The sequence below is a fragment of the Streptomyces sp. NPDC002446 genome (assembly GCF_053595675.1).
The window spans coordinates 1-20739 of record NZ_JBSFYC010000018.1 but is presented as its reverse complement, the minus strand read 5'-3'; the positions used below and the strand labels follow the sequence as shown (position 1 = coordinate 20739).

Annotated in this window: 15 protein-coding genes, 1 tRNA gene, 1 pseudogene and 1 riboswitch; of the genes and pseudogenes, 11 read left to right on the top strand and 6 right to left on the bottom strand. The window is 69.7% G+C overall.

Annotated features, from left to right (window positions below; genetic code table 11):
- The first annotated feature begins 267 nt into the window (after positions 1 to 267).
- The 8 genes from ACWD6P_RS13230 (at position 268) to ACWD6P_RS13195 (ending at position 9576) form a co-directional block, all read left to right on the top strand.
- A complete protein-coding gene (locus tag ACWD6P_RS13230; protein ID WP_451444166.1) occupies positions 268 to 1320 on the top strand; it encodes a transglycosylase family protein in 1053 nt (350 codons plus the stop codon).
- 250 nt (positions 1321 to 1570) lie between these two features.
- Positions 1571 to 1740: riboswitch (cyclic di-AMP (ydaO/yuaA leader) on the top strand.
- Between the two features lie 7 nt (positions 1741 to 1747).
- On the top strand, positions 1748 to 2401 hold the full coding sequence (locus ACWD6P_RS13225) for a transglycosylase family protein (RefSeq protein ID WP_451444165.1): 654 nt from the start codon (positions 1748 to 1750) through the stop codon (positions 2399 to 2401).
- A 307-nt stretch (positions 2402 to 2708) separates the two neighbouring features.
- Positions 2709 to 3995: a phosphopyruvate hydratase gene (eno, locus tag ACWD6P_RS13220; RefSeq protein WP_451444164.1), complete on the top strand. Its 1287-nt coding sequence runs from the start codon at positions 2709 to 2711 to the stop codon at positions 3993 to 3995.
- 182 nt (positions 3996 to 4177) lie between these two features.
- The gene (locus ACWD6P_RS13215) at positions 4178 to 4630 is read left to right on the top strand and encodes an FtsB family cell division protein (protein WP_451444163.1); all 453 of its coding nucleotides are present in this window, start codon (positions 4178 to 4180) and stop codon (positions 4628 to 4630) included.
- A 102-nt stretch (positions 4631 to 4732) separates the two neighbouring features.
- The gene (locus ACWD6P_RS13210; protein ID WP_451444162.1) at positions 4733 to 5275 is read left to right on the top strand and encodes a DUF501 domain-containing protein; all 543 of its coding nucleotides are present in this window, start codon (positions 4733 to 4735) and stop codon (positions 5273 to 5275) included.
- Positions 5272 to 6216: a Ppx/GppA phosphatase family protein gene (locus ACWD6P_RS13205; protein ID WP_451444161.1), complete on the top strand. Its 945-nt coding sequence runs from the start codon at positions 5272 to 5274 to the stop codon at positions 6214 to 6216. Before ACWD6P_RS13210 ends, ACWD6P_RS13205 begins: the two co-directional genes overlap by 4 nt.
- Before the next feature lie 467 nt (positions 6217 to 6683).
- Positions 6684 to 8072 carry an NAD(P)/FAD-dependent oxidoreductase gene (locus ACWD6P_RS13200; RefSeq protein ID WP_451444160.1) on the top strand — a complete coding sequence of 463 codons (1389 nt, stop codon included), beginning with the start codon at positions 6684 to 6686 and terminating at the stop codon, positions 8070 to 8072.
- Positions 8073 to 8271: 199 nt separating this feature from the next.
- On the top strand, positions 8272 to 9576 hold the full coding sequence (locus ACWD6P_RS13195; protein ID WP_451444159.1) for a class I SAM-dependent methyltransferase: 1305 nt from the start codon (positions 8272 to 8274) through the stop codon (positions 9574 to 9576).
- A 118-nt stretch (positions 9577 to 9694) separates the two neighbouring features.
- Here the strand turns inward: ACWD6P_RS13195 and ACWD6P_RS13190 are convergent, their stop codons facing one another.
- Both ACWD6P_RS13190 and ACWD6P_RS13185 read right to left on the bottom strand, forming a co-directional pair.
- Positions 9695 to 12229, bottom strand: coding sequence for an ABC transporter permease (locus ACWD6P_RS13190; protein ID WP_451444158.1), 2535 nt, complete (start codon positions 12227 to 12229; stop codon positions 9695 to 9697).
- 59 nt (positions 12230 to 12288) lie between these two features.
- Entirely contained in the window at positions 12289 to 13071 is a 783-nt protein-coding gene (locus ACWD6P_RS13185; RefSeq protein WP_451444157.1) for an ABC transporter ATP-binding protein, read from the bottom strand.
- A 474-nt stretch (positions 13072 to 13545) separates the two neighbouring features.
- Between ACWD6P_RS13185 and ACWD6P_RS13180 the strand changes: the two genes are divergently transcribed.
- Positions 13546 to 13627 (top strand) — tRNA-Leu (locus tag ACWD6P_RS13180).
- A 102-nt stretch (positions 13628 to 13729) separates the two neighbouring features.
- On the opposite strand, the gene ACWD6P_RS13175 is transcribed toward ACWD6P_RS13180, so the two are convergent.
- Both ACWD6P_RS13175 and ACWD6P_RS13170 read right to left on the bottom strand, forming a co-directional pair.
- Complete coding sequence (locus ACWD6P_RS13175) at positions 13730 to 14899, bottom strand: glycosyltransferase family 4 protein (RefSeq protein WP_451444156.1); 1170 nt, start codon at positions 14897 to 14899, stop codon at positions 13730 to 13732.
- A complete protein-coding gene (locus ACWD6P_RS13170) occupies positions 14899 to 17745 on the bottom strand; it encodes a bifunctional glycosyltransferase/CDP-glycerol:glycerophosphate glycerophosphotransferase (protein ID WP_451444244.1) in 2847 nt (948 codons plus the stop codon). The genes ACWD6P_RS13175 and ACWD6P_RS13170 overlap by 1 nt, the downstream gene beginning before the upstream one ends.
- A 589-nt stretch (positions 17746 to 18334) precedes the next feature.
- Here ACWD6P_RS13170 and ACWD6P_RS13165 point away from each other — a divergent pair.
- A complete protein-coding gene (locus tag ACWD6P_RS13165; RefSeq protein WP_451444155.1) occupies positions 18335 to 19201 on the top strand; it encodes a Bax inhibitor-1/YccA family protein in 867 nt (288 codons plus the stop codon).
- A 122-nt stretch (positions 19202 to 19323) separates the two neighbouring features.
- On the opposite strand, the gene ACWD6P_RS13160 is transcribed toward ACWD6P_RS13165, so the two are convergent.
- Positions 19324 to 19551 carry a DUF4287 domain-containing protein gene (locus ACWD6P_RS13160; RefSeq protein WP_451444154.1) on the bottom strand — a complete coding sequence of 76 codons (228 nt, stop codon included), beginning with the start codon at positions 19549 to 19551 and terminating at the stop codon, positions 19324 to 19326.
- A 98-nt stretch (positions 19552 to 19649) separates the two neighbouring features.
- Here ACWD6P_RS13160 and ACWD6P_RS13155 point away from each other — a divergent pair, with 98 nt between their 5' ends.
- Positions 19650 to 20009 carry a hypothetical protein gene (locus ACWD6P_RS13155; RefSeq protein WP_451444153.1) on the top strand — a complete coding sequence of 120 codons (360 nt, stop codon included), beginning with the start codon at positions 19650 to 19652 and terminating at the stop codon, positions 20007 to 20009.
- A 312-nt stretch (positions 20010 to 20321) separates the two neighbouring features.
- Here the strand turns inward: ACWD6P_RS13155 and ACWD6P_RS13150 are convergent.
- Positions 20322 to 20623: pseudogene (locus ACWD6P_RS13150) on the bottom strand (IS5/IS1182 family transposase); the annotation flags it as partial.
- Positions 20624 to 20739: the final 116 nt, after the last annotated feature.

The window sequence follows — 20739 nt, the reverse complement described above, 5'->3', positions numbered from 1 at the left end:
AAGTGACGCAGCGTCAGCCATGTGACCTTTACGTGATCTCTGCTACACCGGCTTGTGACTACCCGTGACCCCGGTTACCTTTCGACCGACGATCGGCAGGATTCGCGAGCCGCTCGCACGTTCGAATGGACGGGCGCGCGGAGGAGTTGCGTAATCGAACGGATCGTCGAATAACTCAACCGCCGCGCGAAAGGCATCCGCATGCGTTCCGGGAACGGCCGACACCGTCGCCCCCGTCAAGCACCGGCCATCTTTGTCACGGCGGGAGTGACCGGCGCGGGCCTCGCGCTGCCCCTGCTCTCCGCCGGTGGCGCCCACGCCGCCGACACCGCGACCTGGGACAGGGTCGCCCAGTGCGAGAGCGGCGGGGTGTGGAGCGCGGCCTCGGGCAACGGCTTCTACGGCGGTCTCCAGCTGACCCAGGAGATGTGGGACGACTACGGCGGCGGCGCCTACGCCTCGCGCCCCGACCTCGCCAGCCGCGCCCAGCAGATAGCCGTGGCCGAATCGATCCTCGACGACCGCGGCCCGGACGCCTGGCCGAGCTGTGCCGTCAACGCCGGACTGACCCGGGACGGCCGCGCGCCGGAGGTCGACCCGGGCAGCACCAGCACGCCGATGCCCGACCCGTCCGAGGACGAGGGCGGCTCGGACTCCTGGGAGCCGTCCCCGTCGACCGGCTCGTCCGACACACCTGACGACCCGGACGCCTCCGGCTCCGACGAGGCGGACCGCGGCCGGTCCCACGAGGGGAGCCACCGCGGCTCCCCCGACGGATCCGACGAGCGGGAGCCCGGCGGTCCGGCCGACGAGGCGCCCGGTGACGCGACCGGCGAACCCTCCCCGGACTCCTCCTCGCCGTCCGCTCCCGACGAGGGCGACTCGTCCACGGCCCCGGAGCCGTCCGACTCCGCGACGCCCGGCGACCAGGACGGCGACCAGGACGGCGACTCCTCCCACTCCGCCGACCCGTCCGACGGCGGCGACAGCGCTGACCCGGGCGGCACGGCCGGTGAGACGCCCCGGGAGACGCCCGGCAAGGGCCGGCACCGCGGCGATGCGGATCCGGGCGAGGGCGGGGGCGGCGACCGGTCCTCCGGCGGCCGGCACGCCTCGCGCGGCGACGGGGACCGCAAGGTCCCGGCGGACGGCGGCGACTACACCGTGCGCCCGGGTGACAGCCTGTCAGCCATCGCGGCGGCCCACCGGCTGCCCGGCGGCTGGCCCGCGCTCTACGAGCGCAACGAGGGCGTCATCGGGGCCGACGAGAACCTGATCCACCCGGGGCAGCGGCTCGATCTCGGGCACAAGGAAAGCTAGTTCGCCGCCTTCGTCCCCTTTGGGAAAGTGAGACAAGGCTCTCGTTGGGCGGCGGGCGCACAGATCCGCCCGCCGCCGTCATACCGGGCCTCACCTGCAGATATGTGACCAACCCGTGATCAAAAACGGTCAACTTGGTTCAGAAGGTGGGGTTTGAACACCAAGGGGATTACTGCTTACGGTCAGGACCGCTCGCCAAAGCGGGCCCCTTCGATCACACGCCGAATCCTGCCGGTGGTCGGAGGCAGTTGACGCGCAAGCGCCGAAGGCAGGAGCGGGGGAACCAAGGTAGGCGCCGGCCCGGCCCGTGAAAGCGGGTCAGCCGGCTTGGGGTGAAGCCAGGTGCGCCATGCGCATCCGGCCGGGCGACTCACAGCCCGAACCCGACAGCTCACCTCGTAGGCGTCGGTGAGGAAACGAACGAACCATGCTGATCAACAAGGGCAAGCACCGTCGTCCCTCCAAGGCCGTCCGCGTCGCCACCCTCGCCGGTGTGGCCGGTGCCGCCGTCGCCGTCCCGCTGATGGGCGCCACCTCCGCCTCCGCCGCCTCCGTCGAGACCTGGGACAAGGTCGCCCAGTGCGAGTCCGGTGGCAACTGGTCGATCAACACCGGTAACGGCTACTACGGTGGCCTGCAGTTCTCCAACTCCAGCTGGGCCGCCGCCGGCGGCACCCAGTACGCGGCGCGCGCCGACCTGGCCACCAAGGCCCAGCAGATCGCCGCCGCCGAGAAGCTCCTCGCCATCCAGGGCCCGGGCGCCTGGTCCTGCGCCGGTGCCGGCGGCCTGACCTCCGGTGGCCCGGCCCCGCAGCTCGACACCACCGCCAAGTCCGCTCCGAAGCAGGACGAGGCCAAGCCCGAGGTGAAGAAGGCCGCCCCGGCCCCCAAGGCCGAGAAGGCGCAGCCGGCCCCGAAGAAGTCCAACGGCCACGGCAACTACACCGTCAAGGCGGGCGACACCCTCGCCAAGATCGCCAAGGCCCACGGCACCAACTGGAAGTCGGTCTACGAGGCCAACAAGTCGGTCATCGGCGGCAACCCGAACCTGATCTTCCCGGGCCAGCAGCTCAGCATCTGAGCCGCCCCCTCACCGGGACTCGTATGACCCCGGCGGCGGACCCCGCCGCTCCGTGAGACTGCCCCGCCCGGCGCGCACGCCCCCCCAGCGCGCCGTGGCGGGGCTTCTCCGTTCACCGGGGCACGCAGCCCCGGTGACCAGCAACGTCGAGCATTTTTCCCCGCTCAGCGAACAATGTGCCGAAACCTCCCGTGAACTGCGCCTTTGAGTCTCTTTTCGTCCCACGGAGCGGGCCGAGGGCAAGCGGACGCGCCAGGGGCCGTTAGGCTCATGCTGCAGAACTCCAGACACCCATGAAGGAGACAACGTGCCGTCCATCGACGTCGTCGTAGCCCGCGAAATTCTCGACTCGCGAGGTAATCCCACGGTCGAGGTCGAGGTCGGCCTCGACGACGGCAGCACGGGCCGTGCCGCCGTGCCGTCCGGCGCCTCGACCGGCGCCTTCGAGGCCATCGAGCTCCGCGACGGGGACGCCAACCGCTACCTCGGCAAGGGCGTCGAGAAGGCCGTCCTGGCCGTCATCGAGCAGATCGGCCCGGAGCTCGTCGGCTACGACGCGACCGAGCAGCGGCTGATCGACCAGGCGATGTTCGACCTGGACGCCACCGACAACAAGGGCTCGCTCGGCGCCAACGCCATCCTCGGCGTCTCCCTCGCCGTCGCGCACGCCGCCTCCGAGGCCAGCGACCTCCCGCTGTTCCGCTACCTCGGCGGCCCGAACGCGCACGTGCTGCCCGTGCCGATGATGAACATCCTGAACGGCGGCTCGCACGCCGACTCCAACGTGGACATCCAGGAGTTCATGATCGCCCCGATCGGCGCGGAGTCCTTCTCCGAGGCGCTGCGCTGGGGCACCGAGGTCTACCACACCCTCAAGAAGGTCCTGAAGGAGCGCGGTCTGTCCACCGGCCTCGGTGACGAGGGCGGCTTCGCCCCGAACCTGGGCTCCAACCGCGAGGCCCTCGACCTCATCCTGGAGGCCATCAAGCAGGCCGGTTACACCCCCGGCCAGGACATCGCGCTCGCGCTGGACGTCGCCGCCTCCGAGTTCTACAAGGACGGCACGTACCAGTTCGAGGGCCAGGCCCGCTCGGCCGCCGAGATGACCGAGTACTACGCGGAGCTGGTGGCGGCCTACCCGCTGGTCTCCATCGAGGACCCGCTGTTCGAGGATGACTGGGCCGGCTGGAAGGACATCACCGACAAGCTCGGCGCCAAGGTCCAGCTGGTCGGCGACGACCTGTTCGTCACCAACCCCGAGCGCCTGGCCCGCGGCATCGAGGAGGGCTCCGCCAACGCGCTGCTGGTGAAGGTCAACCAGATCGGCTCGCTGACCGAGACCCTGGACGCCGTCGAGCTGGCCCAGCGCAACGGCTTCAAGTGCATGATGTCGCACCGCTCCGGTGAGACCGAGGACGTCACCATCGCCGACCTGGCCGTCGCCACCAACTGCGGCCAGATCAAGACCGGCGCCCCGGCCCGCTCCGAGCGCGTCGCCAAGTACAACCAGCTGCTGCGCATCGAGGAGATCCTCGACGACGCCGCGGTCTACGCCGGCCGCTCCGCCTTCCCGCGGTTTCGCTCTGCGAACTGAATAGGTACAGCGCTCTGCGAACTGAACTGAACCGGTACAGCGCTCTGCGAACTGAATCGGTACAGCGCTGATCGGCCGAAGCGCGGCCGAACACCTCGTACGTCCCCGGCGACGGTCCCGTACCGTTGCCGGGGACGTACCCGCTTGTGCAGTCCGGCGTCAGTCAGCGAAGGGGAGACGACGTGCCCGCGGACCGGTTCTCGACCGCGACCCGACTCAAGGCGCTCGGCGAGCAGGCCGCCGCCCGCGTCTACCGAGCCCGCCCGCCCCGCCGCAACCGCCTCACCGGCCGCGCCGCCCTGCTGGCGCTGGTGATGTGCTCCCTGGTCGTCGCCCTCGCCTACCCGATAAGGCAGTACGTCTCCCAGCGCTCCGACATCACCGAGCAGCGCCGCAAGGCCCAGGACGCCGCCGCCGAACTGGACCGGCTGCGCGAGCAGAAGGCCCGGTGGCAGGACCCGGCGTACGTACGCCAGCAGGCCCGCCGGCATCTGCACTACGTCATGCCGGGCGAGACCGGATACCTCGTCCAGGACGGCTCCGGATCGGCCGCCGTGCCCAAGGGACCGCAAGCGGCACAGCGCCCCTGGTACGAGAATCTGTGGAGCGCCGTCGACGCGGCCGACAAGCGCTAGGGTCCGGCCCCGCCGGGCCGTACCGTCGGCGCGCGGCAGCCCGTACTGTCGACAGGGGCGGTCCGCACCGCCGCCTCACCATCCACCTCACCGAAAGCGCACATGGAAACCCCTCCGCCCCAGACCGAGCCCACCGAGCCCACCGCCGCGGACATCGCCGCCTTCAAGGAGCAGCTCGGCCGCCCGCCGCGCGGACTGCGCGCCATCGCGCACCGCTGCCCCTGCGGCCAGCCGGATGTCGTCGAGACGGCGCCGCGCCTGGAGGACGGCACGCCCTTCCCCACGCTCTACTACCTCACCTGCCCGCGCGCGGCCTCCGCGATCGGCACGCTGGAGGCCAACGGCGTGATGAAGGAGATGTCCGAGCGCCTGGCGACCGACCCGGAGCTGGCCGCCGCCTACCGCGCGGCCCACGAGGACTACATCCGTCGGCGGGACGCCATCGAGGTGCTCCAGGGCTTCCCGAGCGCGGGCGGCATGCCCGACCGGGTCAAGTGCCTACACGTCCTCGTCGGCCACTCGCTGGCCGCCGGGCCGGGCGTCAACCCGCTCGGGGACGAGGCCATCGCGATGCTGCCGGAGTGGTGGCGCAAGGGGCCGTGCGTGAGCTCCTGCCCCCAGACCGACGAGGGAGAGTCAGAGTGAAGCGGGTCGCCGCCGTCGACTGCGGCACGAACTCCATCCGTCTGCTGGTCGCGGACGTGGACCCGGCCACGGGCGAGCTCAAGGAGCTCGACCGCCGGATGCAGATCGTCCGGCTGGGCCAGGGCGTGGACCGTACGGGGCGGCTGGCCCCCGAGGCGCTGGAGCGCACCTTCGCGGCCTGCCGTGAGTACGCCGCGGTGATCGGCAGCCTGGGCGCGCAGCAGGTCCGCTTCGTGGCCACCTCCGCCTCCCGGGACGCGGAGAACCGCGCGGACTTCGTCCGCGGCGTGGTGGACATCCTGGGCGTCGAGCCCGAGGTGATCACCGGTGACCAGGAGGCGGAGTTCTCCTTCAACGGCGCGACGAAGGAGCTGGTGGGCCGCACGGACCTGGCCAAGCCCTTCCTGGTGGTGGACATCGGCGGCGGCTCGACCGAGTTCGTCCTCGGCGACGGCTCGGTGCGCGCCGCGCGCTCCGTCGACGTCGGCTGCGTACGGATGACCGAGCGGCATCTGCTGCACGAGGGCGCCCTCAGCGACCCGCCCACCCCGGGGCAGATCACCGCCATGAAGGCCGATATCGCCGCGGCGCTGGACCGGGCCGAGGAGGCCGTCCCGCTGAGCGAGGCCGCCACGCTGGTCGGCCTGGCCGGTTCGGTCACCACCGTCGCCGGAATCGCGCTGGGCCTGGACCACTACGACTCCGCGGCCATCCACCACGCGCGGATCTCGCGGGCGAAGGTCCGCGAGATCACCGACCATCTGCTGTCCGCCACGCACGCCGAGCGGGCGGCCATCCCGGTCATGCACCCGGGCCGGGTCGATGTGATCGGCGCGGGCGCGCTCGTACTGCTGTCGATCATGGAGCGGACGGGCGCCGAGGAGGTCGTCGTCAGCGAGCACGACATCCTGGACGGCATCGCCTGGAGCATCGCCGGCTGAGCGGCTGAGCGGTCCCGGCCCACGGACCCGGCGGAGGCCGGCAACGGCCTCTGCCGGCGGGTGTCTTGGGCGGGCGCAGGGCCCGTTCCAGCGGGCCCTGCGGGGGCTCGGGGAGCCTTTGCGGGGGCGTCCGGAAAAAAGGTTCGTGAAATCCTTCACATGAAAAAGCCTCCTGTTGGGCGAACAATCTGACCGTCCGACCCTCATTCGAAGGTCCTAAGCCCCTTCGACCCGGAGGAAGCGCGGGTTCCGGAGCGTGAGCGGCGCACTCCCGGAGGGCGTGGTTCGGCCGTCCGAAGGCCGACAAGGCCTGATCAACAGGGGTCTCCAACGCCTCGCGTACTACGGTGGTTCCGTTCCGGGCTATGGCGTCGGTCACGAAGGCGGCGGAGTGTAGCAGATGCCCCCCGGTTGCTTGTGAAGGGGCTCACGAGCGACCCCCCATGTGGGGGTGGATACTCGATTGCATGAGCACCACGGAGCGTCCCAGGATCCTCGTAGTAGGCGGTGGGTACGTAGGCCTGTACGCAGCTCGGCGCATTCTCAAGAAGATGCGCTACGGCGAGGCGACCGTCACGGTCGTCGACCCGCGGTCGTACATGACCTATCAGCCCTTCCTCCCCGAAGCCGCCGCCGGCAGCATCTCCCCGCGGCATGTCGTCGTCCCGCTGCGACGCGTGCTGCCCAAGGCGGAGGTCCTCACCGGTCGGGTCACCACCATCGACCAGGACCGCAAGGTCGCCACGATCGCCCCGCTGGTGGGCGAGGCGTACGAGCTGCCCTTCGACTACCTCGTCATCGCCATGGGCGCGGTCTCCCGCACCTTCCCGATCCCCGGCCTGGCCGAGAACGGCATCGGCATGAAGGGCGTGGAGGAGGCCATCGGCCTGCGCAACCACGTCCTGGAGCAGCTGGACAAGGCCGACTCCACGACCGACGAAGAGGTCCGCCGCAAGGCCCTCACCTTCGTCTTCATCGGCGGCGGCTTCGCGGGTGCGGAGACCGTCGGCGAGGTCGAGGACATGGCCCGCGACGCGGCGAAGTACTACACCAACGTGAAGCGCGAGGACATGCGCTTCCTGCTGGTCGACGTCGCCGACAAGATCCTCCCCGAGGTCGGCCCGAAGCTCGGCGCCTACGGCAAGGAGCACCTTGAGGGCCGCGGCGTCGAGGTCTACCTCAAGACCGGCATGGACTCCTGCGTCGACGGTCATGTGAAGCTCAACAACGGCCTCGAGGTCGACTCCAACACCATCGTGTGGACCGCGGGCGTCAAGCCCAACCCGGCGCTGGCCCGCTTCGGCCTGCCGCTCGGCCCGCGCGGCCACGTCGACACCGCCGCCACCCTCCAGGTGCAGGGCACCGACTACATCTGGGCCGCGGGCGACAACGCCCAGGTCCCGGACCTGGTCGGCCGCAAGAACGGCAACGAGAACGCCTGGTGCCCGCCGAACGCGCAGCACGCGCTGCGGCAGGCCAAGGTCCTCGGCGACAACGTGGTCTCCGGCATGCGGGGCTTCCCGCAGAAGGAGTACAGCCACGCCAACAAGGGTGCGGTCGCCGGTCTGGGCCTGCACAAGGGCGTCGCGATGATCGTCATGGGCAAGATGAAGATCAAGCTCAAGGGCCGTCTCGCCTGGTACATGCACCGCGCGTACCACGGCATGGCGATGCCGACGTTCAACCGCAAGATCCGGGTCTTCGCCGACTGGACGCTGGCCATGTTCCTCAAGCGCGAGGTCGTCTCGCTCGGCGCCATGGAGAACCCCCGCGAGGAGTTCTACGAGGCGGCCAAGCCGGCCCCCGCGCCGGCCGCGGCCAACGCTGGCGACAAGCCGAAGGCCAAGGCCTCCTGAATCACCGGTCGGTTACTCCGACCAGCCCGAAGGGCGTCCGCCATCCGTGGGGCGGGCGCCCTTCGGCGTGTCCGCTCTGGCGAAAAGCGGGCGGTTTGCGGTTCTCTTGCGTGTGAACGGGACTATCTGGGCGCCCCATTGGCGTTTACGTGGTGGGTGAAACTTCTTTGCCCGACTCGTCAACACGGAGGTGTGCGACATGGCCGACGCCGCTGGACGGCTCACCAAGCTCGCCGAGGAGATGCTGGGAGGGCCGCTCCCGGTGCGGATCCGCGCCTGGGACCGCAGCGAGTCGGGCCCGCCGGGGGCACCCGTACTCGTCATCCGTAACCGCCGCGCGCTGCGCCGGCTGCTGTTCAAGCCCGGGGAGCTGGGCCTGGCCCGTGCCTGGGTGGCCGGCGACATCGACGTCGACGGGGACCTCTACGGGGCGCTCGATCTGCTCGCCGAGAGCATCTGGGAGCGCGGCGACGGCCCCAAGCCGCAGCGCGCCGCCGTACTGCGCGCGCTGGCCCGGCCACAGATCCGCTCCGCCGCCCGTGAGCTGCTCGCCCTGGCGGGCACCCCGCTGCCGCCGGCGCCGCCCGCGGAGGAGGCCCGGCGGCGCCGTGGACCGCTGCACACACTGCTGCGCGACAAGGAAGCCATCAGCCACCACTACGACGTCGGCAACGACTTCTACGCCCTGGTGCTCGGCCCGTCCATGGTCTACTCGTGCGCGTACTGGGAGAGCCCGGATGCCTCTTTGGAGGACGCCCAGCGCGACAAGCTCGACCTGATCTGCCGCAAGCTCGGCCTCCGGGAGGGCCAGCGGCTGCTGGACGTGGGCTGCGGCTGGGGCTCGATGGTGCTGCACGCGGCCCGCGAGTACGGCGTACGGGCGGTCGGCATCACCCTCTCCGAGGAGCAGGCCACCTTCGCCCGCAAGCGGATCGCCGAGGCCGGTCTCGCCGACCGGATCGAGATCCGGGTCCAGGACTACCGCGAGATCAAGGACGAGCCGTTCGACGCGATCTCCTCGGTGGGGATGGCCGAGCATGTCGGCCGGGCCCGGTACGCGGAGTACGCGAGCGCGCTGTACGCGCTGCTCAGGCCCGGCGGGCGGCTGCTCAACCACCAGATCGCACGGCGGCCGCTGGCGGACGAGGAGACGTATCGGGTCGATGAGTTCATCGACCGCTATGTCTTCCCGGACGGGGAGCTGGCGCCGGTGGGCCGGACGGTCGGCCAGCTGGAGGAGGCCGGGTTCGAGGTGCGGGACGTGGAGGCGATCCGGGAGCACTACGCGCTGACGCTGCGCGGCTGGGTCGCCAACCTGGAGGCCCACTGGGACGAGGCGGTGCGCCTCACGTCCCCGGGGCGGGCCCGGGTGTGGCGGCTCTACATGGCCGCGTCGGCCCTGGCCTTCGAGCGCAACCGGATAGGAGTCAACCAGGTCCTGGCCGTCCGTACGCCGGACGGCGGGGCCTCCGGGGTGCGGTTGCGGACGCGTACGTGGGCCTAGCCGGCGGCTTTGCCACCCGTCCGCTGCACGGTGTCGCGGTTGCTCCCCCACTGCTTTCGGGCAGTGGGGGAGCAACGGCGCAGCGGGGCACGGCGGGACGGCCGTGTGCGCGGAGGGGCTACTCCGCCTTGATCGCCGCCAGCATGTTCAGCCTGGCCGCCCGGCGGGCCGGCCACAGCGCGGCCAGTACGCCGACGAGTGCGGCCACGGCGAGGAAGACGCCCATCCGGCCCCAGGGCAGGACCAGTTCGTACGTCGGCAGCGAGCCGCCGATCAGCTCACCGGCCGCCCAGCCGAAGAACACGCCCAGGCCGACGCCGAGCACTCCGCCGAACAGGGAGATCACCAGCGACTCCAGGCGCACCATGCGCTTGATGCCGCGGCGGTCCAGGCCGATGGCGCGCAGCATGCCGATCTCCTGCGAGCGTTCGAAGACCGACATCGCCAGGGTGTTGATGACACCGAGCACCGCGACGATCACGGCCATCGCCAGCAGCCCGTAGAGCATGTTCAGCATCAGGTTGAACATCTGCGCGATGCCGTCGGAGACGTCCTTCTTGTCCGCGACGGAGATCGCCGGGTTCTTGCCGAGGGCCTTGACCAGCGAGTCCTTGGCGGCGTCGGTGGCGCCGTCCTTCGTCTTGACCATCACCCGGCTATCGGTGATCTGCTTCTGGTGCGGGGCCAGGGTGGCGTTGTCCAGGATGATGCCCTGGATCATCTCGTTGCCCTGGTAGACACCCGAGACCGTCAGCGTGCCCTTCTTGCCGTCCTCGTACGTCACCGGCAGGCGGGAGCCGGGCTGCCAGCCGTTCTCCTTGGCGGTGGCGTCGTCCACCACGGCCCGCTCGCCGCGCAGGTCGCCCAGCGAGCCCTTGGTGAAGTCGAGCCGGGTGAGCTTGCCGAAGTCCTCGCCGTTGACGCCGGTCAGGGACGCGTTGCCGGTGCCGATCCGTGCCGAGGAGTTGCGCAGCGGGCTGGAGGCGGTGACCCCCTCCACGCGGGCGAGCTTCTTCGCCACGTCGGGGGACAGGGGCGTGTGGCTGGCCATGGAGACGACGTAGTCGGCCTTGAGCGAGTCGGTGGCCATCTTGTCGATGCCCTTCTGCACGCTGCCCGCGATCACCGTCATGCCGGTGATCAGCGTCAGCCCGACCATCAGCGCGGAGGCCGTGGCGGCCGTACGGCGCGGATTGCGGACGGCGTTCTGCCGGGCGAGGGCGCCGGAGATGCCGAAGGCGCGCAGTACGGGCGCGGCCAGCGCGATCAGCGGGCGGGACAGCAGCGGCGTCAGGATGAACACGCCGATCAGCAGCAGCACCGCGCCGCCGCCCATCATGGCCCTGCCGTCGTTCATGCCGGTGGCGACCACGACACCGGCGGTGCCGGCGCCCGCGAACAGTGCACCGATCGTGTTGCGGACCACCAGCGACTTGGTGGTGGCGGTGGCGTGCACGCTGTTCATCGCGGCGACCGGCGGGATCTTGGCGGCGCGGCGGCCCGGCAGCCAGGCGGCCAGGACGGTGACGACGATGCCGACGAGCAGCGAGGTCAGGACGGTGGAGAGCGAGACGACCAGCGGGCCGTCGGGGACCGTGGCGCCGGTGGCGCTCATCAGGGTGCGCAGTCCGGCGCCGATGCCGATGCCGGCGGCCAGGCCCGTCACCGCGGCGACCGCGCCGACGAAGAACGCCTCGATCAGCACCGAGCGGGTCACCTGGCGGCGGCTCGCGCCGACCGCGCGCAGCAGCGCCAGCTCCTTGGTGCGCTGGGCGACCAGCATGGTGAAGGTGTTGGCGATGATGAAGACGCCGACGAAGAGCGCGATACCGGCGAAGGCGAGCAGGCCGGTCTTCATGCCGTCCATGCTCTCGGCGATCATCTTCGCCTGCTCGTCGGCGAGTTGCCGGCCGGTCGTGGTCTCGGCGGCGTCCTTGGGCAGCGCCTTGTCGAGTGCGGCCTTCAGGGCCGTCTGGGAGGTGCCCGCGGCGGCCTTGACGTCGATCTCGCTGAACTCGCCGGGTGCGGCGAACAGCTTCTGGGCGGTGGGGGTGTCGAACAGCGCGAGGCTGCCGCCGGCCGCGACCGTGCCGTCGTCGGTGGTGAAGACGCCGGTCAGCTTCTGCTCGCGGACCGGACCGTCGACGGACATCCGGACGGTGTCGCCGACCTTGTAGCCGGCCTTGTCGGCGGTGTGCGCGTCCAGTGCGAACTCGTGCGGGCCCTTGGGGGCGGCGCCGGAGCGCATCGGGTAGCGGGCGTCCTGGCCGCCGTCGCCCGGGAAGTAGTTGGCGCCGCGGGTCGAGAAGCCGTCGCCGATCAGCTCGCCCTTCTTGTCGGCGATGGCGGTGAAGCCGGAGACGGTGCCGGTGACGGAGGCGGCGCCGGGCGTCCGGGCGGCCTTGTCGAGCAGCTTCTGGTCGAGCTTCGGGGCCGCGCCGGGGGCGCCGCTGCCGCTGTCCGGGGACTTCGGCGCGATGGCGACGTCGACGTTGTCGTAGCCCTTTTGGGAGCTCTTCTGGAACGCGTCGGAGATGGTCGAGGTGAAGACCAGGGTGCCGGAGACGAAGGCCACGCCGAGCATCACGGCGAGGACGGTCATCAGCAGCCGGGCCTTGTGCGCGAGCACATTGCGCAAGGCGGTACGGAACATGAGTGGTCAGTCCTGGGAGAGGTGGCTGGAGGGCGGGCGGTGGCGGCTGCCGGGCGCGGTCAGCTCGTACGGCCCTTGGCGTCGAAACCCTTCATCCGCTCCAGGACCATGTCGGCGGTCGGGTCGGGCATGTCGTCGACGATCCGCCCGTCGGCGAGGAAGACCACGCGGTCCGCGTAGGAGGCGGCGACCGGGTCGTGCGTCACCATCACCACGGTCTGGCCCAGTTCGCGCACGGAGTTGCGCAGGAAGCCCAGCACCTCGGCGCCGGAGCGCGAGTCGAGGTTGCCGGTGGGCTCGTCGGCGAAGATGATCTCGGGCCGGGAGGCGAGCGCGCGGGCGACCGCGACGCGCTGCTGCTGGCCGCCGGAGAGCTGGCTGGGGCGGTGCTTGAGGCGGCCGCTGAGGCCGACGGTCTCCACGACGCGGTCCAGCCAGGCGCGGTCCGGCTTACGGCCGGCGATGTCCATGGGCAGGGTGATGTTCTCCAGCGCAGTCAGGGTCGGCAGCAGGTTGAACGCCTGGAAGATGAAGCCGATCTTGTCGCGCCGCAGCTGGGTGAGCTTCTTGTCCTTGAGGCCGGTCAGCTCGGTGTCGCCGATCCTGGCCGAGCCGCCGGATATGGCGTCCAGCCCGGCCATGCAGTGCATCAGCGTGGACTTGCCGGACCCGGAGGGGCCCATGATCGCGGTGAACTGGGCCTGCCGGAAGTCGACGGAGACCGCGTCCAGGGCGACCACCTGGGTCTCGCCCTGTCCGTAGACCTTGGTGAGATCCGTGGCGCGGGCGGCCACCGCGGTGGCGCGGCTGGCGGTGGAGACGCCGGAGTGGGTGGTGGTCACGGGAAGGAACTCCTGTCGGGACGAGGGACCATCTGTTCCGCGGGGCCGAAAGGCGCGGCGCGGACGTCAAGCGGACGCTTTCCATCGTGGGGCAGGAAGAAGGGGGCGGACGTCAGCCCCTGTGACCGTCCTCGACCAGCCCTGGGAGGTAGCCGTGGGTCGTGCGGTCATCCCTGGGGAGGAGAACGGACCCTGATGCCGCCCCGGCGTCCCGGGCCGCCGGGGGAGGGCACCCGCAGGAGTGAGGGGTGCGTCGAGGGGCCGTCGAGTTTACGTCAATTCGGGCACGAATTTGCGCCGCGGCACCCCATGCCAAAGGTGGGCCTCAGGCATGTGCCGAAGGCCTGTACCCAGTGCTGATGCACCCTCAGTTGCCAATAAAATAAGACAACCTCGGGATGAGTGGCCGATCTGCGTCGTGCGCTGCGGGCTACGCTCGTGCTGCCCACTTTGAGGTGGCATGGGGGATCCCAGGCCCGGATGGTGGAATGCAGACACGGCGAGCTTAAACCTCGCTGGCCTACGGGCCGTGCCGGTTCAAGTCCGGCTCCGGGCACTCCCGCGAACGGCGGGTCAAAGACAGGCGATTGACTGAATATTCAACGAGGAGGGCCGCCGGTGAATGCCGGCGGCCCTCCTCGCTTTGTGTGTTGTCGGCTCAGCGTTCGACAAGCGCGAACAGGCTCTCCCAGCGGCCGACAATCTCCTGCGTGGAGAACCGCTGGATGTTCTGCCTGGCGGCTTCGCCCATCGCGTCCCGAAGGTCCTTGTCGGACATCAGGGTGTCGAGATGCCGGGCGAATTCGGTGATATTGCCCGGGGGAGCGAGGAACCCGTCCTCGCCGTCCGTAATGATCTCGTGGACGCCCGGCGCCACATCGAAGGCCACACAGGGCACGGCGGTCGCCATCGCCTCCATCGGAGCCAGCGGGAAGCCCTCACCGCGCGAACTCAGCGCGAACACCGAGCTCTCCCGCAGCGCCCCGGGGACGTCGCCGGTGCGCCCCATCCACTCGACCGACGACACCACCCCCAGCTCCGCCGCCAGCTTGCGCAGCGCCTCCGCCTCCTCGCCGGATCCGTAGATCCGCAGCGTCCAGTCCGGGTGCTGCGGTGCGACCTTCGCCCAGGCCTCCAGCAGCAGGTCCACGCCCTTCTCCTCGTGCAGCCGGCCGATGCTGACCACGCACTTGCGGGACCGGTCCGAGGGCACGTCGGGGAAGAACGGCAGCGGGTTGGGCATGAAGCCGACGTTGTCCATCCGCTGGCGGATCCAGCGGTCGGCGTCCTCCCGGGTGAGCGTCAGCATCCGGTCGACGTCCTGGTAAAACCGCTTGACGCGACCGAAGCGGGACGACTTGCGGCAGGTGTCGAACGATTCATGACTCATTCCGATCACCTTCAGGCCCGCGGTGTCGGCCAGCGCGACCCACTCCATCGCCCACACCTGGGTGACGATCACCACCCCGCCCGGCTTGGCCGCCCGGAACAGCGCGCTCATCTTGGCCGCCTGCTCGTGCATCCCGGCCTCGCGGGCGGCCCGGCGGCGCTGCTCGGCGAGGTTGAGCCGGTCCTTGAGGCCGCGTACGGGGCGGACGGACGGCGGGTGCTCGGCGTAGAGCGTGGTGGTCTCGAACGGCAGATCGTCGGCGAGCTCATGGGCCCGCCCCTCGGGCGCCGGCACGATGCCGACGATGTGCACCCGGTGACCCTGCTCGCTGAACAGGCGGGCCATCTGGTGCGACCAGCTGGTGATGCCGCCCATCTCGTTGACGCTGTTGGAGACGAAGAAGATGTCCCGCGGTCCGGCTGCGTGCGACTTGGTCATCAACGGCTCCACTGCGCAAAGAACTGATCGACGATGCTCTGAGCGGCGTCGCCCCGGTCGTATTCTCCGAACTTGGCGACGAATTCCCGGCGGCTCTTCGCGTATTCCAGAGCCTGTGTCTCGAACGACTTGATCGTCTCGTGGAATTCGTCCTCGGTGCGGACCACCGGGCCCGGCGCGTGCTCCAGCAGATCGAAGTACGTGCCGCGGCCCTCGTGGACGTATTCGTCGTAGTCGTAGGTGAAGAACACCAGCGGCCGGTCGAGCAGCGCATAGTCGAACATCACCGACGAATAGTCCGTGATCAGACCGTCGGCCAGCTCCAGGATCGGCGTCACATCATGGCGCGCCGATACGTCGATGACCCGGCCCTGCACGGTCGGTGGCAGTACCACGTGATTGAGGTAGTGCGAACGCACCAGGAGGACATAGCGGTCGCCGAACTGGTCGGCGAATCGCTCCACGTCGAAGGGCAATGCGAAGCGCCCGTGCCGGCCTCCCGCCTTGCGGAACGTCGGCGCGTAAAGCAGCACGGTCTTGTCCTCGGGAATGCCCAACTCCGCGGCCAGCGGCCCGCGTTCACGCCGCCCCAGCTCCGCTTCCCGCCGCCGGGCGCGCACCAGCGCGTCATTGCGCGGGTAGCCCACGCGCAGCAGCGTCCGCTCCTTGAGCCGGAACGCCTTGGCGAGGGTGTGCACATCGTGCTCGGAGCGCACCAGGAAGCGGTCGAAGCGGTCCAGCGAACGCTGCTGCTCGGCCTGCTGCTGCCGGGTCTGCGCCTTCAGCGCCGGCTGGTCGAAGCCCATGTTCTTCAGCGCCGAGCCGTGCCAGGTCTGGATGTACGTGGTCTCCGGGCGCTTGACGAGCTTGAGCGGATAGCTCTGGTTGTCCACCCAGAACTCCGCCTGCGCCAGCGCCTTGAGGTACGGCAGCGACCAGCGCTTGACGAGCGTGACGTCCTTGGGGAAGTCCTTCGGGGAGCCGGAGTACGACCAGATCGCCTCGAAGTCCAGGCCCTGCCGGCGCATCTCCTCGTAGATGGCGCGCGGGCTGTCGCTGTACTGCTTGCCCAGATGGCTCTCGAAGACCACCGTGCGCTTCTTGATCGGCAGCCGGCTGAAGACCTCGTGGTAGGCGCGGAGCTTGTTGTCGCCGGAGACGACCTTCTTGCGCAGCGCCTTCGCCTTGCGGTAGCCGGTCTTGGCCAGCGTCCCCGGCGTGCCGCGCACCCCGCGGTTGATCAGCTCCTGTACGCGCTCGGCGTTACGGCCCTCGCTGACCAGGCGGAACGCCAGATGCCCCCGGGCGGAGGCGTGCGGCTGCAGACGGTCGGCGACCATCCGCGTCAGCCGCGGCCGGACCGGCAGCCCGTCGGACAGCTCGGTGTCGGCGACCGTGAGCCGCGTCGTGGTGCGCACCCCGTCGACGTCCAGGCGCAGCCGCACGTCCCAGATGGTGTCGACGATGCCCAGCGGGCGCAGCTTGCCGCCGAGGTCGGCCGAGGTCTCCCAGCGGACGGCGTCGCCCTCGTGGCGCAGCACGCGCACCGGGAAGCGGAAGGACTGCAGACTGCGCCGCCGGGCGCTGAACTCCAGCTCGCCCGTCAGCCGCGCACCCGGCGGGATGACGCCGAGCGGATTGGTGATCTCGCCCGCCAGGGAGACGGACCCGCCGGACTCGCGGTAGCGGGTCAGCTGGTTGCGCAGGAAGAGCTGGTTGACCGGCTTCTCGTGGTAGCCGATGTCGGTGACGTCCAGCACCTCGCGGCCGAAGGCGTCGTCGAGGTGGCCGCCGCACCAGTAGATGCGGCCGTCGTGCTCGGCGAGCGGCGAGGAGAGCTTGTCGCGGTTGATGAGCGTGTCGACCGCCGGGATCAGGTTGGCCCAGTCACCCTGCTGGAGCAGATAGGCGCAGATGGCCTGGATCGGCTGCACGCGCTCGTACGCCTCGGGGGAGATGCCCGCGAGGTAGTCACGGGAGAGTTCCGCGAATTCCCGGCGGTAGGACTCGTCCCGGAACGGCAGATCCCGCAGATGCAGCACCAGGTCGTGCTTCAGGAATTTGACGTCCTTGGCGAGCCGCATCTCGTCCAGCCCGCGTTCAGCCAGCAATGCGTCGATGCGCCGGTGGATCTCCAGCCGGTGCGTATAGTTCGTCATTTCGTGCCGGCGGTTCGTCACCGATTTCACGGCGGCCCGTTCGAACACGTTCCAGAAATAGACCTGATTGGGGATCAGGGTGATGCGCCGCGCCGCGAGATAGGCATCGGCGATAAACATCAGGTCTTCGTAGAACATCCCCTTGGGGAAGCGGAGATCGTTCTCGATCAGGAAATCACGGCGGTAGCACTTGTTCGTGGAAAGCGTGTCCCATACGAACAGGTCCGGCAATTCCGTTACGGATTCGAGCGTACGGGTCGTGGAATACAGCCAGGAATACCACTCGTCCCGCTTCTGGTTGCGGGTGTCCTTGTGCAGCCGGACGCACAGACCGGAAACGATGTCCGAGCCGGATTCCTCGGCGGCCTCCAGCATATTCCGGCACGCATTGAGTTCCAGGACGTCATCACTGTCCAGGAACATGACGTAGCGGCCCTCGGTGTGCTGGATACCGGCATTGCGCGGCTCGCCTCCCGCACCGCTGTTCTCCGGTAGCTGGAAGGCTCTGACGCGCCCGGGATGGGTGGCCGCGAGGTGCTGCGCCACTTCGAAAGAACGGTCGGTGCTGCAATCGTCGACGATCACCACCTCGACGTCCCGGAGCGTTTGGTCCAGTACGGACTGGACCGCGGTCGGCAACCGGTCGGCGTCGTTGTAGACGATGACGACTACTGAGACGTCAGGCACAGGCACCTCAACCCTCTTTCGCTACTGTTTCCCGCCAGAATAGACCCGTATGTACCCTCGGATTAGCACCGATCGCGTCCACGATGCTACGCACAGTGAGGCACCGGTGCATCGCGGAGGGGCACTTCGGTGTTCGGACCTTGACCATGCGTCATCTCAGGAGATCCGCCCACCGGGCAGGTTCCGGCCGGAAGGGAAGACGGGGGCTCCGGTGAATCGGTTGCCTGCCGGGCATGTGACGTCCGATGCGCGAGGACGGGTGACGCCCTTGCGATCAGACATTTATCGGATTCCCTACGCGGCGGCGCGGCGGAAATAGCCCGTCCGACCTCGGCGGCAAGAGATCGAATACCCGGAATGTCGGAAGCGGGTGGCGTGCTCATGCGCCCGGCCGGGGCGGCACGGCGGCCGGCGGCGCGGCACCGTCGGCCGCATCCCGGGCACCTTCGCGGCCTGCCGGACGTCCTCCTCATGGCGGACGCGTCCTACCCGGTTCGGGGAAAGATCCTGCTCAAGAACTAGCGACGCGCCTTTGCCAAGCCATTACGCTTGCCGTCAAGGCCGCGCAGGGCGGCCATGGAGGAGTGAGATGAGGAGCAGCAACCCGGTCTTCTCGCGACGGGGGTTCAGCCGCGACACCGGCTACGCGGGCTTCAACGCACCGCCGCAGGCCGGGGGCCCCACCGCGAACCCGTACGCCGGCACGAACCCCTACGCGCAGGGCGGCGGCAACCCCTACGCGCAGGACCAGCAGCCCGTAACCCAGGCGCCGCCGCAGTACGTGCCGCAGTCCCGCCCGATGACGATGGACGATGTCGTCGCGCGCACGGGCATGACGCTCGGCACGGTCATCGCCGGCGCCACGGTCGGCTGGCTGTTCCTGACCGAGCACCTCGGCTTCGCGCTCGGCGCCGGTCTGCTGGCGATGGTGCTGGGCTTCGTCCAGTCCTTCAAGCGCAAGCCGTCGCCCCCGCTGATCCTGGCGTACGCGGCACTGGAGGGCGTCTTCCTCGGCGCGCTCAGCGGCTTCATCAACGACCTGCCGAAGATGAACGGCGCCCCCATGCAGGCGGTGCTGGGCACGATGGCGGTGTTCGTCGCGATGCTGGTCGCCTACAAGACGCGGATCGTGCGGGTCACCGCCCGCTTCACCCGCTTCGTGATGATCGCCGCGCTGGGCTTCTTCCTGCTGACGCTGGTCAACCTGATGTTCATGGTGTTCAGCGGCGGCGAGGGCCTCGGCTTCCGCAGCGGCGGCCTGGGCATCCTCTTCGGCGTGGTGGGCGTGGTCCTCGGCGCGCTGTTCCTGGCCCTGGACTTCAAGCAGGTCGAGGACGGCATCGCCTACGGCGCCCCGCGTGAGGAGTCCTGGCTCGCGGCGTTCGGTCTGACCATGACCCTGGTGTGGATCTACATGGAGATGCTGCGGCTGATCTCGATCCTCCGCGGCGACTGACACCGCCGGTACGGCACGTCGTAACGAAGGGCCCGCAGGCGACTGCCTGCGGGCCCTTCGTCCGTGTGGTGTCGCTGTGTCGCGTGTCCTGAGCCGGACAGGCCCAAGCCCGTCATCGCAGGTCAGAACTTCCGCGCAGCGCGCCTGAGGTCGTGTTCGTGGACGATCGCCTTGGCGTGCCCGTACGCGAGGTTGTGCTCGCCACGGAGCCAGCTGACCTTTTCGTCGAAGCGGAAGAAGGCGGGGCCTTCGTCAACGGTGCGGAGCCAGTCGGAGATTTCCCGGCCGGTGCAGTGCGGGATACGGGAGAGCAGATTCCGGTGGGTCTCTTCGGAGAAGAGCTGAGACATCGGCGCCTCCGGACGCGGTCGATGCTGGTTCTTCAGCACACCGTGCCTGAGCGTTCCGCCGTTGGCAACCACCCGGACGTGGCGCATAGGCTCACGACGTGCTTGACGTGACCCCTTTGCAGACCGCCGTGGACGCCCTGGCCGACCGCCTCAGATCGCTGCCGCAGAGCAGGCTCAGCGGCGGCGCGGCGGCCGAAGGGCTCGCGCTGGCGCGGTGGTTGGCGACCCGTGCGCAGCTGATCGAGCGGCCCGGACGGCCCCCGCGGGAGCTTCCGGACGCCGGGATGTTCGCGGTCGGCGACCAACTGGCGGTGGCCGGACACGATCTCGTCGAGGCCCTGCGGACCGCGGCCGCCCACCCGGCCGACGCCGCCCCGGACTCTGACGTGAAAGTGGCCCCCGCCGAGGAACTGGCCCAGGCCGTGCGACGCGTACGGGAGACGGCGGAACGCTGCTAGGGGCCGTCCGGCGGGTCGGCGTTGGAAGGGCGCTGGGTGAGTGCCCTGGGGGAGGGGCGAACGGATCCCCTAGGGCGTGTCTGGTGAGTCGAGTGCCTGGCCCAGTGGCTGTGGTCCTTCAGGGGCGACCAGTGGCGAACTGCCGGGTGATGATGCCCGGCCGCGCCTCGGCCCTCTACAAAGAGGTGTGGGGCCCTGGCCGAAAAGGTTCTCAACCATTTCGGGCTGAGTCGGCATCTGCTGCCCCTCCGACATCGAGGTGCTACCGTCGCCCCGCTGTTTCTTGATCGTTAAGGGGAGGGCTCAAGGCGTTCCTCGACTCGCACCTCTGATCTTCGTCGTCAGCCCGCCGCGCGAACGGCCGAGGGCTTCATCCGGACGATGCGGGCAGGCCGGGTGCGCTTGCCCGGTCTGCGCGGCGTCTGCTTGCGTGCGCCGGCAGCGTGCTGGTGAGCACGGCACACGGTGGAGTCCACGCTCACCATCGACCAGTCGATACGACCTTCCGCATCGGCATCCGCTTGGACGGCCCGCAGGATCCGGTCCCACGCGCCGTCGGCTGACCAGCGGCGATGCCGGTCGTAGACCGTCTGCCGCCCCACGCGGACCGGCAGTCACGCAACCCGTCGGACCGGCCCTAGATGATTGAGTCCGATGTCTTCAGTGGTCGTACGCGATCAGTGAGCGTTTGGCTGGTGTGCCTGCGGTCCAGTTGTGCCAGATGGCGGTG